We start from the raw sequence: 14,096 nt of genomic DNA, 5'->3' as shown, positions 1-14,096 counted from the left end.
CATGCCGCAGTTTTCGATCAAGCCACTCGCCGATGAGCCCGGGATTCGCAGCGCGCTCAGCGAATTGTTGATCGAGACCGTCGCCAGCGGCGGCTCGGTGAGCTTCATGCATCCGCTGTCGCCGGACGACGCCGATGCATTCTGGCAGGACTCGCTCGGCGCCGCCGCGCGCGGCGAGCGCATCGTGCTCGGCGCATTCACCGACAATGATCTGATCGGCACCGTGACGCTTCTGCTCAAGCTGCCGCCCAACCAGCCGCATCGGGCGGAAATTGCAAAGATGATGACACGCGTCGCCCATCGCCATCGCGGCGTCGCGACGGAATTGATGCGCACGGCCGAGCAGCTTGCGATCGCGCACGGCCGCACGCTGCTGGTGCTCGACACCGCCGCAGAGGATGGCGCTGCGCCACTCTATGAAAGACTGGGATTTCAGCTCACCGGCCTCATCCCGGACTACGCGCTGAAGCCGAATGGCGGCCTCACCGGCACGATGATCTACTGGAAGCGGATCGGCGCGGCGGCGGCCTGAATCCGTAGCCAAGCAGAGATGCCGATGGCAACTGTCTGCGCAACACTGCCCATCCCGTCACCCTGAGGAGCGCCAACGGGTCCGCGCAAAGCGCGGCCCGATGACAGGCTCCGCGCGTCTCGAAGGGTCGACGGCCACCAGCTGGGCCGTCGATCCTTCGAGACGGCCGCGTTGCGGCCTCCTTCATGATGACGGTGTGAGAGCTCGGTGCGAAGGGGCAGCCCTAACACCCCGCAGCGATCGCCAAAAAGTCCGACGCCTTGAGGCTGGCGCCGCCGACCAGGGCGCCGTTGACATTGGCGACGGCCATCAGCTCGACCGCATTCGACGGCTTGACCGAGCCGCCGTAGAGGATCCTGATCCTGTTTCCCTCGCCCTTGAAGCGATCGGTGAGCTGACCTCGGATAAACCTGTGAACTTCCTCGACATCCTTGGCCGTCGGGGTCAGGCCGGTGCCGATCGCCCAGACCGGCTCATAGGCCACCACCAGGTTGGCCGCGGTCGAGCCGTCGGGCAGCGAGCCCGCAAGCTGGGTGCCGCAGACATCGAGCGTCTTGCCGGCGTCGCGCTGCTCGCGTGTCTCGCCGATGCAGACGATCGCGGTCAGCCCGGCGCGCCAGGCGGCCTCCGCCTTCTGCCGAATCAAGGCGTCGGTCTCGCCGTGGTCGGCGCGCCGCTCGGAATGGCCGACGATGATCGCGACCGCGCCGAGGTCTTTGAACATCTCCGCCGAGAGATCGCCGGTGTGGGCGCCCGATGCCTTGGGATGGCAATCCTGGGCGCCGACCGCGACCTTCGAGCCGCGCGCCTTGTCAGCGAACGCCCCGACCAATGTCGCGGGCGGACAGACCAGGAGATCAGCCTTCCCGGCGACATCTCCGGCGCCCGCCAGCATCGCGTCGAACTCGGCAAAAGAGGATTTCAGGCCGTTCATTTTCCAGTTGCCGGCGATCAGCGGCCGGATGGCGTCGGTCATGTCGGATTTCCCATCGTTCGAGCGTGTCCCTGCGCTACCAGAGCCGGGCGGCGACTTCCAGAGCGCGGCTTCGCGCACACCGTGCGACGCTTCCGCCCGCGCGGCCAAGGTTGCGGGGGCGCTTCGGCCACTTTATGATGGGTTTTCAACCCGGTGACGCCCTGCTGCGGGACAAAAGCCTCGACTTTCGGCTCCCCATTGGGCACGACCCGGTTCCCCTCCTGTAAAACAAGTTGGACCCATGCTTCGAGGAATGCGGAAAGCCTCATCAAACTGGCTCGGCAAGACGATTATGGCCGTGGTGATGGGCGTTTTGATCGTCAGTTTCGGAATTTGGGGCATTGCCGACATTTTCAAGGGGTTTGGCCAGTCGACCTTCGCCAAGGTGGGCGGGACCGAGATTTCGGCCGAGCAGTTCCGCCAGATCTATACCGACCGCCTGCAGCAGCTAGGCCGCCAGTTCGGCCGCCCGCTGACGCCGGACCAGGCGCGCGCCTTCGGCATTGACCGCCAGGTGCTGCAGCAGACGCTTGCGGAAGCCGCGATGGACGAGGAAGCACGCCGCATGGGCCTCAATTTGTCCGACGCCGAGGTGCTGCGCGCGATCTACAACGATCCGAACTTCAAGGGCCTCAACAACCAGTTCGACCCGCAGCGTTTCCAGGCCGTGATCCGCAACTATGGCTATACCGAAGGTCGCTACATCGCCGAGCAGCGCCGCGTTGGCCTCAGGCGCCAGATCGCCGGCACTATCTCGTCCGGGATCGAGCCGCCGAAATCTCTGGTCGAGGCGCTGACCCGGTTCCAGAACGAGCAGCGTTCGATCGACTACATCACGCTCGGCGCCGCGCAGGCCGGAACCATCGATCCGCCCTCGCCCGAGGCGCTCGCCGCCTATTTCGAGGACCACAAGGCCCAGTTCCGCGCGCCCGAATACCGCAAGATCTCCTTCGTCGCCATCACGCCGGAGGAAATCGGCAAGTGGGAAACGGTGTCGGACGAGGACGCCAGGAAGATCTTCGAGGAGCGCAAGGACCGGCTCAGCACGCCGGAGAAGCGCGAGGTCTCGCAGATCGTGTTTCCGGACGCCGGCGAGGCGCAGGCCGCGCGCGGGCGGATCGCGTCGGGCGCGTCGTTCGACGACATCGCCAAGGAGCGCAACCTCAATCTGGCCGACGTCAATCTCGGCCTGGTCGCGAAGTCGGCGATCCTCGACCCTGCCGTCGCCGATGCCGCCTTCTCCCTGCCCGCAGGCGAAGTCAGCCAGCCGGTGCAGGGCCGCTTCGGTGTCGCGCTGGTCAAGGTCGGCAAGGTCGAGCCCGGCGCGACCCCGAGCTATGAGAGCCTCGCCCAGCAGGTGAAGAACGAGATCGCCTCCGAGCGCGCCCGCACCAAGGTCGCCGACCTGCGCGACAAGATGGAAGACGAGCGCGGCGGCGGCGCCAGCGTCGTCGAAGCCGCACAGAAACTGAAGCTGACGCCGATCACCATCGACGCGGTCGATCGCTCCGGACGGCTGCCGAACGGCCAGGTCGCGACCAACATCCCGCGCGGCCTCGACGTGGTGTCGCAGGCCTTCAACAGCGACGTTGGCGTCGACAACGACCCGATCCAGTTCAACGGCGGCTATGTCTGGTACGACGTGCTCGGCATCACGCCGTCGCGCGAGCGCAGCCTCGACGAGGTTCGCGATCAGGTCGAGGCCAAGTGGCGCGAAGACCAGATCTCCACCAAGCTGCGTGCCAAGGCGACCGAGATCGTCCAGAAGCTCGACAGCGGCGCCAAGCTCGCCGACGAAGCCGCCGCTGCCGGCGTCAAGGTCGAAACCGCGGCGAATTTCAACCGCGAGGCCTCGCTGCCTGCCGTGCCGGCCGGCGTGATTGCGGCGGCATTCCGGACCGCCAAGGACGGCGATGGACAGACCTCCGTCGCCGGCGGCAGCCAGTGGGTGGTCTTCCGCGTCACCAACGTGACGGTGCCGCCGGTCGACTTCGCGTCGGACGCGGCCAAGCAGCTCACCGAGGCGCTGCGGCGGTCGCTGAGCGACGAGCAGGTCGCGCAATATGTCACGAAGATCGAGTCCGATATCGGTGTGACCATCAACCAGGCAGCCTTCGCACAGGTGACAGGCGCAAATAATTGAGCATGATCGGGACAGCGCGACGACGCGCTGCGCGGCGATCAAGCTCCAACAACAGACCCTGAGCCAGCGAATGGACGACCTGAAATCGATCATCGGAAAAGTCGCCACCGGCGCCACGCTGACGCGTGAAGAGGCGGCGTCCGCCTTCGACAGCATGATGTCGGGCGAAGCCACGCCCTCGCAGATGGGCGGGCTATTGATGGCACTGCGGGTGCGCGGCGAGACCGTCGAGGAGATCACCGGCGCCGTCACCGCGATGCGCGGCAAGATGCTGCCGGTCACGGCGCCGGCGGAGGCCGTCGACATCGTCGGCACCGGCGGCGACGGCTCCGGCTCGGTCAACGTCTCGACCTGCGCGGCCTTCATCGTGGCCGGCGCTGGCGTGCCCGTGGCGAAGCACGGCAACCGCGCATTGTCGTCGCGCTCGGGCGCCGCCGACGTGCTGGCCTCGCTCGGCGTCAAGCTCGATTTGACGCCCGCACAAGTCGGGCGCTGCGTCAAGGAAGCCGGCATCGGCTTCATGTTCGCGCCCGCGCATCATCCGGCGATGAAGAATGTCGGTCCGACCCGGGTCGAGCTCGCTACCCGCACCATTTTCAACCTGCTCGGGCCGCTATCGAACCCGGCCGGCGTCAAGCGGCAGATGGTCGGCGTGTTCTCGCGGCAATGGGTGCAGCCGCTGGCGCAGGTGCTGAAGAACCTCGGTTCGGACAAGGTATGGGTCGTGCATGGCTCCGATGGCCTCGACGAGATCACCCTCACCGGCCCGACCTTCGTTGCGACGCTCGAGAACGGCGAGATCAGGACATCAGAGGTCACGCCCGAGGATGCCGGCCTTGGCCGCGTCGGCGGCGAGGCGCTGAAGGGCGGTGACGCCGATGCAAATGCGATCGCGCTCTCCAGCGTGCTGCAGGGCAAGCCGAGCGCCTATCGCGACGTCGCCCTGCTCAACGCCGCCGCCGCGCTGATCGTGGCCGGCCGCGCCAAGGACCTCAAGGAAGGCGTCGCGATCGGTGCCCAGTCGCTCGACAGCGGCGCTGCCGCCGCGCGGCTGAAGCATCTGGTCGCGGTTTCGAACGGTTAAGCAAGGCGCTAAGCGATGTCGGACATCCTGACCAAGATCGAGGCCTACAAGCGCGAGGAGATCGCCGCCGCGAAGCGCGCCCATCCGCTCGCCGAGATCGAGGCGGAGGCCAGATCGGCCTCGGCTCCTCGCGGCTTCGTCCGCGCCCTCAAGGACAAGCATACGCGCGGCGACTACGCGCTAATCGCGGAAGTGAAGAAGGCCTCGCCCTCGAAAGGATTGATCCGGGCCGACTTCGATCCGCCCGTGCTCGCAAAGGCCTACGAGGCCGGCGGCGCGGCGTGCCTGTCGGTGCTGACCGACGCGCCCTCGTTCCAGGGCCATCTCGACTTCATGGTTGCGGCCCGCGCGGCGACCAGCCTGCCGGTGCTGCGCAAGGATTTCATGTTCGACACCTACCAGGTGGCGGAGGCGCGCGCCCATGGCGCCGACTGCATCCTGATCATCATGGCCGCGCTCGACGACGCGGCGGCCAGGGAGATCGAGGACGCCGCGCTCGGCTACGGCATGGACGTACTGGTCGAGATTCACGACCGCGCCGAGCTTGACCGTGCCTTGAAACTTCGCTCGCCGATGATCGGCGTCAACAACCGCAATCTGCGCACCTTCGAGACCACGCTCGCGACCAGCGAGGCGCTGGCACCGCTGATCCCGCCCGACCGCCTGATGGTCGGCGAGAGCGGCATCTTCACGCCTGGCGATCTCGCCCGGCTCGAACGGGTCGGGATGTCGACTTTCCTGGTCGGTGAAAGCCTGATGCGCCAGCAGGACGTCACCGCGGCGACCCGCGCCTTGCTGACGCGGCAGGCCGCCCCGCGCGCCACCGCAACGCGCTGACGCAATGGCGCGGAACAGCAAGGGCAAGACCAAGGCCGAGCCTTCCGGCTCCGGCACCGCCCTCACCCATATCGACGCCAAGGGCGAGGCTCGGATGGTCGACGTCTCGGCCAAGCCCGCGACCGAGCGGACCGCGGTCGCCGAAGGCCGCGTCGTGATGAGCAAGGCGACGCTGGCGCTGATCGAAACCGGCCAGGCCAAGAAGGGCGACGTGCTGGCGACGGCGCGGATCGCCGGCATCATGGCGGCGAAGCGGACCTCGGAATTGATCCCGCTCTGCCATCCGCTGGCGCTGACCAAGGTCACGATCGACATCACACCCGACCGCAAGCTGCCCGGCTGCATCGTCCGCGCCAGCGTCAAGGTGACGGGGCCGACCGGCGTCGAGATGGAGGCGCTGACCGCAGTCTCGGTCGCATGCCTGACGATCTACGACATGGTCAAGGCGGTCGACCGCGGCATCCGCATCGAGGGCATCCACCTCGTCGAGAAGATCGGCGGCAAATCGGGGCACTATCGCGCCGGCGCGTGATCGCCGGTACGCACTGTCGCCAATGCCCGCAAGGTTTCATTAACCAATCTCGCTAACCCGCGCTCCATTTCGATTGGATACGACTTTCGCGGGCCGGGGGTGCACGAGACCTACTTCCGGGTGAAACACCTGGAAGCGATTGCGGCAAATGACTCCAAACGGCAGCGCCACGTTCAACATCAAATCGGTGATCGGCAGCGGTCCGATCCGCTGGCTGATCCTCGGCGGCGCCGTGCTGATGGCCGCGATCGCGATCGGCGCTACGCTGATGGCGGAGAATTTCCGCGATCGCGCCCTGCACAACAGCGAGCGTGAGCTCGAGAACACCGTACTGCTGCTGGCGCGGCATTTCGACCAGCAGCTCGACGATCTCGAAGTCGTCCAGCGCGACCTGATCACGTTCATGCGCGACAATGCAATCGCGGCGCCGGAGAACTACAGGCGCCGGATGTCGGCCGCCGACATCCATGCGATGCTCAAATCCAAGATGGACGCGCTGTCCAATGTCGGCAGCCTCAACGTGTTCGACGCCGACGGCGTTCTGATCAACAGCTCGGGCGCCTGGCCGCTGCCGCAGGCAAGCATTGCCGACCGCCCCTACTTCCAGATCTTCAAGTCGAGCCCCTATTCGCCCGACATGCAGGTCGCGCCGGTGGTGAGCCGCATCACCGGAAACTGGACCACCGTTATCGTCCGCAAGGTCACCGGTCCGCACGGGGAATTCCTCGGCGTGGTCGGCCGCGGCATCGAGCCGGCGGCCTTCGAGAAGTTCTTCTCCACCGTGGCGCTCGGCGACGGCGCCGCGATCTCGATGCATCATCGCGACGGCACGCTGCTGGCACGCTATCCCCATGTCGAAGAGCTGATCGGGAGGAATTTCCGCAACGGTCCAGTCAATCAGCAGCAGGTTTTCGAGCTGCCGCAGAGCACGACGCGGCTCGCCAGCCCGGTCGACGGCAAGGACCGCCTGGTGTCGTCGCGGGCACTGACCAAATTCCCGATCGTCGTCGTCGCGACGAGCACCACCGAGGCGGCGCTCGCCAACTGGCGCGAGCAGATCGGCATCCTGATCGCGGTGACCAGCATCTCGGTGCTGGCGATCGCGATCCTGCTGACGCTGGTGGTGCGCAAGCTGGTGCAGCAGCATCGCGCCCAGCAGCAGCGCCTGACGCTGGAGAAGCTGCGGCTCGACACCGCCGTCAACAACATGACGCAGGGCCTGTTGCTGTTCGACGCCGCGCAGTGCCTGGTGATCTGCAACAGGCGCTATATCGAGATGTACGGGTTGTCGGCCGACATCATCAAGCCCGGCTGCAGCTTCCGCGACGTCATCGTGCATCGTCACCGGACCGGCTCGTTCCAGGGCGACGTCGAGCGCTACGTCAATCTCGTGCTGCGCGACGTCGACATCCGCAACACCATGGTGATCACGACGCCCGACGGGCGCTCGATCCAGGTCGTCAACGAGCCGCTGGCCGACGGCGGCTGGCTTGCGACCCATGAGGACGTCACCGAGCGCCGCCGCGCCGAAGAGCGCATCACGCATCTCGCCCACTACGATGCGCTCACCGACCTGCCGAACCGCGCGCTGTTCCACGAGGAGATCAGGCGCGAGCTGCCGCATGTCACGCCCGACAGCCAGCTTGCGGTGCTCTATATCGACATCGACGAATTCAAGGGCGTCAACGACTCGCTCGGCCATATGGTCGGCGACGAGCTTCTCAAGTCCGTGGCGCGGACGCTGAGCGGCGTGATCGGCGACGGCGATTTCGTCGCTCGCCTCGGCGGCGACGAGTTCGCGATCGTGCAGACCGGGGTGAAGAGCGAGGCCGAGGTCGCCGACCTCGTCGCGCGCATCTACGAGGTGATCCGCGCGCCCTATCAATGCCTCGGCCACCAGGTCACGACCGACGCCAGCATCGGCATCGCACTGGCGCCGAAGGACGGCACCGATCTCGACCAGATCATGAAGAACGCCGATCTTGCGATGTATGCGGCGAAGTCGGCCGGCCGGCGCGTCTTCCGCTTCTTCGAGCCGGCGATGGATGCCGACGCCCGCGCCCGCCGCGAGCTCGAGATGGAGTTGCGGCAGACGATCGCCGCCGGCAGCGGGCTCGAAGTGCATTACCAGCCCTGCGTCGACCTGCGCAGCAACGAGATCACCGGCTGCGAGGCGCTGGTGCGCTGGCGTCATCCACAGCGCGGCATGATCTCGCCGGCCGAATTCGTGCCGATTGCGGAAGAGACCGGCCTGATCAACCAGCTCGGCGAGTGGGTACTGATGACGGCCTGCAAGGAAGCCGTGAACTGGCCCGACCACGTCAGGCTCGCCGTCAACGTCTCGCCGGTGCAGTTCCGCAGCGGCACGCTGGCGCTCAAGGTGATCGCGGCGCTTGCATCGTCGGGGCTGTCAGCGAGCCGGCTCGAGCTCGAGATCACCGAGGCGGTGCTGATCCGCGACGACGAGAGCGCGTTGGCCGCGCTGCACCAGCTGCGCGCCATCGGGATCAGGATCGCGCTCGACGATTTCGGCACCGGCTATTCGTCGCTGAGCTACCTGAAGCGATTCCCGTTCGACAAGATCAAGATCGACCGCTGCTTCGTCACCGACATCGCCGATCCGCAAGGCTCGGCCGGCATCGTCGAGGCCGTCGTCAACATCGCCGCCGAGCGCAGCATGACGACGACGGCGGAAGGCGTCGAGACCGCGCAGCAACAGCAATTGCTGCGCGAGCTCGGCTGCTCGGAGATGCAGGGCTATCTGTTCAGCCCGCCAAAGCCCGCTGCCCAGATCCGCGAGCTGCTGGCCGGGCATCGCCGCGGCCCCGCTGCGGGCGCGAGCACGGCGCGGCGACGCAAGCCGGTCGCCGGCGCGGCGTAAGGCTGCTCGGAAGTCGGAGCCCGAGGGACGCGCCCGCACGATTTCGGAATTTTGGAAATTTACCCTGTAATTGCCCGACGTGTCAAATTGCCTGGTCGAGCGCCAGCCCCCACCGGCTCCTTTGCATGGGGTTGTTTTCGATATTTTGGCAGCTGCGTAGCCCGGATGGAGCTATCCGGGCTACAGGTTCTAGTTCGGCACCGGCCGCTTCTGCGCGGCCTTGGTGTCGGCGTTCTTGGCATCGGCGTTGACGGTGACGCCGCGCAGCTGGTTGAACGCCGCGGCCAGCGCCTTGTCGTTCTTCTCGTCCGGCGGGACGTAGGATTGCGAGCCGGTCTGCTCGGCGCCCTCGGCGGAGAGATGGCCGCGCATCGAGGCCTCGCCCTTGATCTCCGAGCGGGTCTTGAATTCGTCCGGCACGTCCTGCAGCACCTCGATGTCGGGCTTGATGCCGAGTGCCTGGATCGAATGGCCCGACGGCGTGAAATAGCGCGCCGTGGTCAGCGCCAGCGCGCCATTGCCGGTGCCGAGCGGAATGATGGTCTGCACCGAGCCCTTGCCGAACGAGCGGGTGCCGATCAGGGTCGCGCGCTTGTGGTCATGCAGCGCGCCGGCGACGATCTCGGAGGCCGAGGCCGAACCGCCGTTGATCAAGACGACGAGCGGCTTGCCCTTGGTCATGTCGCCGCCATGCGCGGTGAAGCGCTGGGTTTCCTCGGGATTGCGGCCGCGGGTCGAGACCACCTCGCCGCGCTGCATCAAGGTCGAGGTCACCGAGACCGCCTGGTCGAGCAGGCCGCCGGGATTGTTGCGGAGGTCGACGACGTAGCCTGTGAGCTTGTCCTGCGGGATCTGCTTCTGGATATCGCCGATCGCCTTGCGCAGACCCTCGGTGGTCTGCTCGTTGAACGAGGTGATCCTGATATAGCCGATGTCGCCGCCCTCGACGTGATACTTCACCGGGCGGACGCGGATGATCTCGCGCATAATCGAGACCTCGATCGGCTTGTCGGCGTCCTTGCGGATGATCTTCAGCCGGATCGAGCTGTTGGGGGCGCCCTTCATCTTGTTGACGGCCTGGTCGAGCGTCATGCCCTGGATCTGGTCGTCGTCGATCGACGTGATCACGTCGCCCGACATGATGCCGGCGCGCGAGGCCGGCGTGTCGTCGATCGGCGCCACCACCTTGACGAAGCCGTCCTCCATGGTGACCTCGATGCCGAGCCCGCCGAACTCGCCATGCGTGGTCTCCTGCATCTCCGCCCAGCCCTTCTCGTTCATGTAGCGGGAGTGCGGATCGAGCGAGGAGATCATGCCGTTGATCGCGCCCTCGACGAGCTTGGCGTCCTCGGGCTTCTCAAGTCGGAGGCCAAGCGGTCTTAGGAAGACAACTATAACACTCAACTCCTTGGCTCACAGAACGACATGGCTACGATCCGACTTGGAATGCGCGGCGGCGTTGGCGACGGCGAACAGATGCGCGCCCTGCGGCGAGGCCACGAGCAAGGTGAGACACGCGCCCGCCACCGTCCCGAGCAAGAAGCCAACATGTTTGCGCATTATCCGTGATCCCTTCGCTAACGGCCGGCAACGTTTCGCAACATTCGGCCCCACCCCGACGCGGGGCACCACACAACGGCTTTTTGGTCGGATCAAGGCCGCCTTGTCACCGGACCATTACGGTCCTGTCACGGTGCCCGGATCGGCCTCTTGTCAGCCCCCTGCCAGCCTTTCGTCGGCCTTTGGCCCAGTCTCCCGCAACCCGTTCTGCCAGGTCGACGGCTGGGTGCCGAATCCGCGCTTGGCCCGCGTGCCCAGCCAGTAGCCGAACTGCGGAGGAACATTGCGGAACGGCCCCTCGACGCCGAGCTTGAGCGCGGCGTCCATCGGCCAGTTCGGGTTATTGAGGATTTCCCGGCCGACCGCGATCAAATCTGCTTGTTTATCACGCAGGATTTGTTCGGCCTGGTCTCCATGGATGATCAGGCCGACCGCCATGGTCATGATATCGGCATGGGCGCGGACATATTCCGCGAGCGGCACCTGATAATTGTATTTGATCTCCTTGCCCAGGATCGGCGCCATCTCGCTGATTCCGCCCGATGAGCAATCGATCACGTCGACCCCCTTCGCTTTCAGGATCCTGGCGAGCCGCGCGCTCTGCTCCGGGCCCCAGCCGGCGTTGTCCTCGACCGACAGCCGCACGAACAGCGGCTTGTGATCCGGCCAGTGCGCCCGCACCGCCTCGGTGACCTCGATCAGGAAGCGCATCCGGTTGGCTTCCGAGCCGCCATATTCGTCGCTGCGCTGGTTGGAGCGCCCGGAGAGGAATTCGTGCACGAGATAGCCATGGGCGCCGTGCAGTTCCAGCACCTCGAACCCTGCCGCATGGGCGCGTCGTGCCGCCTGCCCCCAGGCTGCGACGAGGTCCTTCACCTCGTGCGTATCCAGCGCGCGCGGCACCGGCCAGCGCTCGCTATGGGCGATCGCGCTCGGCGCCACCGGCGTCCAGGCATCCCAGTCCTCGATCTCGGCGGTGCGTTCGAGCGGACGATCCCCCTCCCAGGGCCGGCTTGCGCGCGCCTTGCGGCCGGAATGACCGAGCTGGATGCCGGCGACCGCGTTCTGCTGCTTGATGAAGCCGACGAGGCGACTGAGCGGCGCGATGAACTTGTCGTCCCAGATGCCGAGATCGCCGATCGTGCCGCAGCCGCGCCGCTCGACCTTGGTCGATTCGACGATCACGAGACCGGCGCCGCCGGCGGCGAACTTGCCGGCATTCATCAGATGCCAGTCGGTCGGAAAGCCCTTCTCGGCGGAATATTGGTGCATCGGCGGCACCACGATGCGGTTCTTCAGCGTGACGCCGCGGATGGTCATTGGCGAAAACAGCAGCATGTCGGACATCGCGTCCTCATTATGCGTCGTTACCCGGCGTGCCGGGACCGATCTTGTGTTTGGCGCGGACGATATACGCGCCGCGCGATGGCCGATAGAGGCGCGGTGCGACCACTCAAACGGATCGCTGTAGCCGGCCGCGGCACGTTCGCGATGCTTGTTCCCTCGCGGCGATTTTTCGCGCGCATAGGAAATGATGATCGCGATACGTGTTGTCCCCGGCAACCCAGAGGAGGGACACTCATGAGAACCCGCACAATCGCACTGCTCATCGCCGGTGCCATGGCAACCAGCCCGATACTGGCGCAACACGCGGTTGCCCAGAACCTGCAAAACGAGGCCGACAAGGGTGCCAAGACCCGCAACTCCGGTGAATCCGGCTATGTCGGCGATCAGGACAGGCCCGGCGCGGCCGCAACGCCTCCGGGGCGCCCCGACACGGCCGCCGGTTCCCCAAACGCCACGACGTCCCCGAGCGCTCAAAGTTCCGGAACCGGAATCGCCGGCGCGCCGGGCAACAAGAGCGGGCCGCCCGCCAAGCAAGGCACGGTCGGCTCGAACTCGCAGAACCTGCATGTCCAGGAACAGGATTCGTCGAACATCAAGGGACAACCAGGCAACAAGAGCGGCCCACCCGCAAAGCGCTAGGCTACGCGCCATGCTGACCAGGCGGCCGTGAACCGGGATCGAGTCGCTCAGATACTATTGGGCGGCCTTCCGGCTCGCAGAGAGGTCGGTTGGGCAATTTGCGCCGCATTCAATCGACTTCTTCTGGTCGGCAACGCGCCATACCAGCAACGCGACCAGGACAATGATGGTGACGGTGAGCTTGGCCAATGCATCGTGGTTCAATGTCGGCTCCGCAGAACAATCGGCATAACGGAAAAAATTAGCTGCAAACGGAATGTGACCCCGGCACCCTTTGGGGCCGAAGGCCGACGCTGGAGACGTCCACCAGGCCCGCATTCGATTCGGGCCGGCCGACGTCATGATGGTACGGTCCTGGCGCGGTCTGCAAGCTTCTCAGTCTGCATGGCAGCATGGCACGGCCGGCCGCAGCCTGTTGGAACATTGTCATCGATGTGCGGTTCAGTGGTTGTCCTCTGATTCATTGCCCCAGAGGCACACACCACCTCCTGCGGCCCCAGCCGTCACGCTGGGGCCATAAATCATTGGAGGTGCACCCGGACTGCCGCTCGGCGCGGGGGTGAGCGCAGCGGCTTCCGAGAACCACAATCGATTTGCGCTGGCACACCCGCAAGTGACGCTACTTGCCGACCTCGTACTCGTCGGGATCGAAGCTCGAACTCGGATGGGCGAACGCGTGGCGCAGCGCCGGCGACATCGGGACGTTGTAATTGATACCTTTCGGCGGGGTCGGCGCTTCCAGCCACTTCCTGTACATGACCTCGATCTCGGGGCTCTTGTAGAGTTCCGCCGTGGCGCGGTCGGCGAGCACCTTGAACGGGGTGTCCTCCCTGCGCAGCATGATGCCGAACGGCTCTGCCTTCGAGAACGCCTCCTCGCTGATCATGTAGAGCGAAGGCTGCTTCGACCGCGCGATCGCAACCGCAAGCTGGACATCGTCGAGCGCGTAGGCCTGGGCGCGATCGGTCTCCAGCATCAAAAACGCCTCGGCCTGGTCCTTGGCCGGGAGAACGTTGATGCCGAGCTTGCGTTCGGTGTTGACCTTGATGAGCTGCGTGAGGTTCACCGAGCCCGCAACGGCGGTGACGGACTTGCCCTTGAGGTCGTCGATCGTGTTGATGCCAGCGGATTTCTTGGCGGCAAACCGTGTCGCGCTGAGAAAGTGCGTGTTGGTGAAGGTCACCTGCTTCTGGCGGTCCGCGCTGTTGGTGGTCGCCGAGCAATGCAGATCGATCGTGCCGTTGACCATCAGCGGAATGCGGTTCGACGAGGTCACCGGGAGGTAGTCGACGGCGATGTCAGATACGCCGAGCTCCTTCTTCACGGCATCGACGATCTTCAGGCAGATGTCGAGCGCAAAGCCGATCGGCCGCTGATTGTCGTCGAGATAGCTGAAGGGAACGGAAGCCTCCTGAAAGCCGAGCGTGACCTTCTTCGTCTCCTTGATCTTCTGCAGCGTGCCCGACAGCTCCTCGGCCGCCGCGGGGCTTGCGGCGAGCGTGAGGGCGAAGAAGATGGCGGGCAAACGCATCGGCGGCTCCTGTGCGGTGATCAGGCGGCGGTGA

General features: G+C 65.7%; 11 protein-coding genes and 1 pseudogene. 7 read left to right on the top strand and 5 right to left on the bottom strand.

Annotation, left to right across the window (positions count from 1 at the left end; genetic code table 11):
* Position 1: 1 nt before the first annotated feature.
* Positions 2–532, top strand: coding sequence for a GNAT family N-acetyltransferase (locus Q2M23_RS03455; protein ID WP_076825448.1), 531 nt, complete (start codon positions 2–4; stop codon positions 530–532).
* A 223-nt stretch (positions 533–755) separates the two neighbouring features.
* Here the strand turns inward: Q2M23_RS03455 and tpiA are convergent, their stop codons facing one another.
* The gene (gene tpiA, locus Q2M23_RS03450; RefSeq protein ID WP_076825446.1) at positions 756–1,508 is read right to left on the bottom strand and encodes a triose-phosphate isomerase; all 753 of its coding nucleotides are present in this window, start codon (positions 1,506–1,508) and stop codon (positions 756–758) included.
* Positions 1,509–1,749: 241 nt separating this feature from the next.
* Between tpiA and Q2M23_RS03445 the strand changes: the two genes are divergently transcribed.
* The 5 genes from Q2M23_RS03445 (at position 1,750) to Q2M23_RS03425 (ending at position 8,985) form a co-directional block, all read left to right on the top strand.
* Positions 1,750–3,651 (top strand): peptidylprolyl isomerase, encoded by a 1,902-nt coding sequence (locus Q2M23_RS03445; protein WP_316394219.1) that lies wholly within the window; start codon positions 1,750–1,752, stop codon positions 3,649–3,651.
* Positions 3,652–3,721: 70 nt separating this feature from the next.
* Entirely contained in the window at positions 3,722–4,735 is a 1,014-nt protein-coding gene (gene trpD / locus Q2M23_RS03440) for an anthranilate phosphoribosyltransferase (protein ID WP_076825443.1), read from the top strand.
* 15 nt (positions 4,736–4,750) lie between these two features.
* Positions 4,751–5,572: an indole-3-glycerol phosphate synthase TrpC gene (gene trpC / locus Q2M23_RS03435; protein WP_076825441.1), complete on the top strand. Its 822-nt coding sequence runs from the start codon at positions 4,751–4,753 to the stop codon at positions 5,570–5,572.
* A gap of 4 nt (positions 5,573–5,576) precedes the next feature.
* Complete coding sequence (gene moaC, locus Q2M23_RS03430) at positions 5,577–6,104, top strand: cyclic pyranopterin monophosphate synthase MoaC (protein WP_050384518.1); 528 nt, start codon at positions 5,577–5,579, stop codon at positions 6,102–6,104.
* Between the two features lie 148 nt (positions 6,105–6,252).
* Positions 6,253–8,985: an EAL domain-containing protein gene (locus Q2M23_RS03425; RefSeq protein ID WP_316394218.1), complete on the top strand. Its 2,733-nt coding sequence runs from the start codon at positions 6,253–6,255 to the stop codon at positions 8,983–8,985.
* 189 nt (positions 8,986–9,174) lie between these two features.
* Here Q2M23_RS03425 and Q2M23_RS03420 read toward each other — a convergent pair.
* Positions 9,175–10,545: pseudogene (locus tag Q2M23_RS03420) on the bottom strand (S41 family peptidase).
* 153 nt (positions 10,546–10,698) lie between these two features.
* Positions 10,699–11,892 carry an NADH:flavin oxidoreductase/NADH oxidase gene (locus Q2M23_RS03415; protein ID WP_253639771.1) on the bottom strand — a complete coding sequence of 398 codons (1,194 nt, stop codon included), beginning with the start codon at positions 11,890–11,892 and terminating at the stop codon, positions 10,699–10,701.
* Between the two features lie 234 nt (positions 11,893–12,126).
* On the opposite strand from Q2M23_RS03415, the gene Q2M23_RS43945 reads away from it, so the two are divergent.
* Entirely contained in the window at positions 12,127–12,531 is a 405-nt protein-coding gene (locus Q2M23_RS43945; RefSeq protein WP_076825434.1) for a hypothetical protein, read from the top strand.
* Positions 12,532–12,585: 54 nt separating this feature from the next.
* Here the strand turns inward: Q2M23_RS43945 and Q2M23_RS03405 are convergent, their stop codons facing one another.
* The gene (locus Q2M23_RS03405) at positions 12,586–12,735 is read right to left on the bottom strand and encodes a hypothetical protein (RefSeq protein WP_018271828.1); all 150 of its coding nucleotides are present in this window, start codon (positions 12,733–12,735) and stop codon (positions 12,586–12,588) included.
* A 415-nt stretch (positions 12,736–13,150) separates the two neighbouring features.
* Positions 13,151–14,062 carry an amino acid ABC transporter substrate-binding protein gene (locus Q2M23_RS03400; protein WP_316394215.1) on the bottom strand — a complete coding sequence of 304 codons (912 nt, stop codon included), beginning with the start codon at positions 14,060–14,062 and terminating at the stop codon, positions 13,151–13,153.
* Positions 14,063–14,096 lie beyond the last annotated feature (34 nt).

The organism is Bradyrhizobium sp. 33ap4 (assembly GCF_032654765.1).
GTDB classification, from domain to species: domain Bacteria; phylum Pseudomonadota; class Alphaproteobacteria; order Rhizobiales; family Xanthobacteraceae; genus Bradyrhizobium; species Bradyrhizobium australafricanum.
The sequence above is the reverse complement of the archived record's forward strand: the minus strand, read 5'-3'. Positions and strand labels throughout refer to the sequence as shown.

What these genes read in the sequence shown, in the direction of transcription:
- tpiA (WP_076825446.1), bottom strand. Translation starts at nt 1,508, where the DNA reads ATGACCGACGCCATCCGGCCGCTGATCGCCGGCAACTGGAAAATGAAC.
- Q2M23_RS43945 (WP_076825434.1), top strand. Translation starts at nt 12,127, where the DNA reads ATGAGAACCCGCACAATCGCACTGCTCATCGCCGGTGCCATGGCAACC.
- trpD (WP_076825443.1), top strand. Translation starts at nt 3,722, where the DNA reads ATGGACGACCTGAAATCGATCATCGGAAAAGTCGCCACCGGCGCCACG.
- trpC (WP_076825441.1), top strand. Translation starts at nt 4,751, where the DNA reads ATGTCGGACATCCTGACCAAGATCGAGGCCTACAAGCGCGAGGAGATC.
- moaC (WP_050384518.1), top strand. Translation starts at nt 5,577, where the DNA reads ATGGCGCGGAACAGCAAGGGCAAGACCAAGGCCGAGCCTTCCGGCTCC.
- Q2M23_RS03425 (WP_316394218.1), top strand. Translation starts at nt 6,253, where the DNA reads ATGACTCCAAACGGCAGCGCCACGTTCAACATCAAATCGGTGATCGGC.
- Q2M23_RS03415 (WP_253639771.1), bottom strand. Translation starts at nt 11,892, where the DNA reads ATGTCCGACATGCTGCTGTTTTCGCCAATGACCATCCGCGGCGTCACG.
- Q2M23_RS03400 (WP_316394215.1), bottom strand. Translation starts at nt 14,062, where the DNA reads ATGCGTTTGCCCGCCATCTTCTTCGCCCTCACGCTCGCCGCAAGCCCC.
- Q2M23_RS03455 (WP_076825448.1), top strand. Translation starts at nt 2, where the DNA reads ATGCCGCAGTTTTCGATCAAGCCACTCGCCGATGAGCCCGGGATTCGC.
- Q2M23_RS03445 (WP_316394219.1), top strand. Translation starts at nt 1,750, where the DNA reads ATGCTTCGAGGAATGCGGAAAGCCTCATCAAACTGGCTCGGCAAGACG.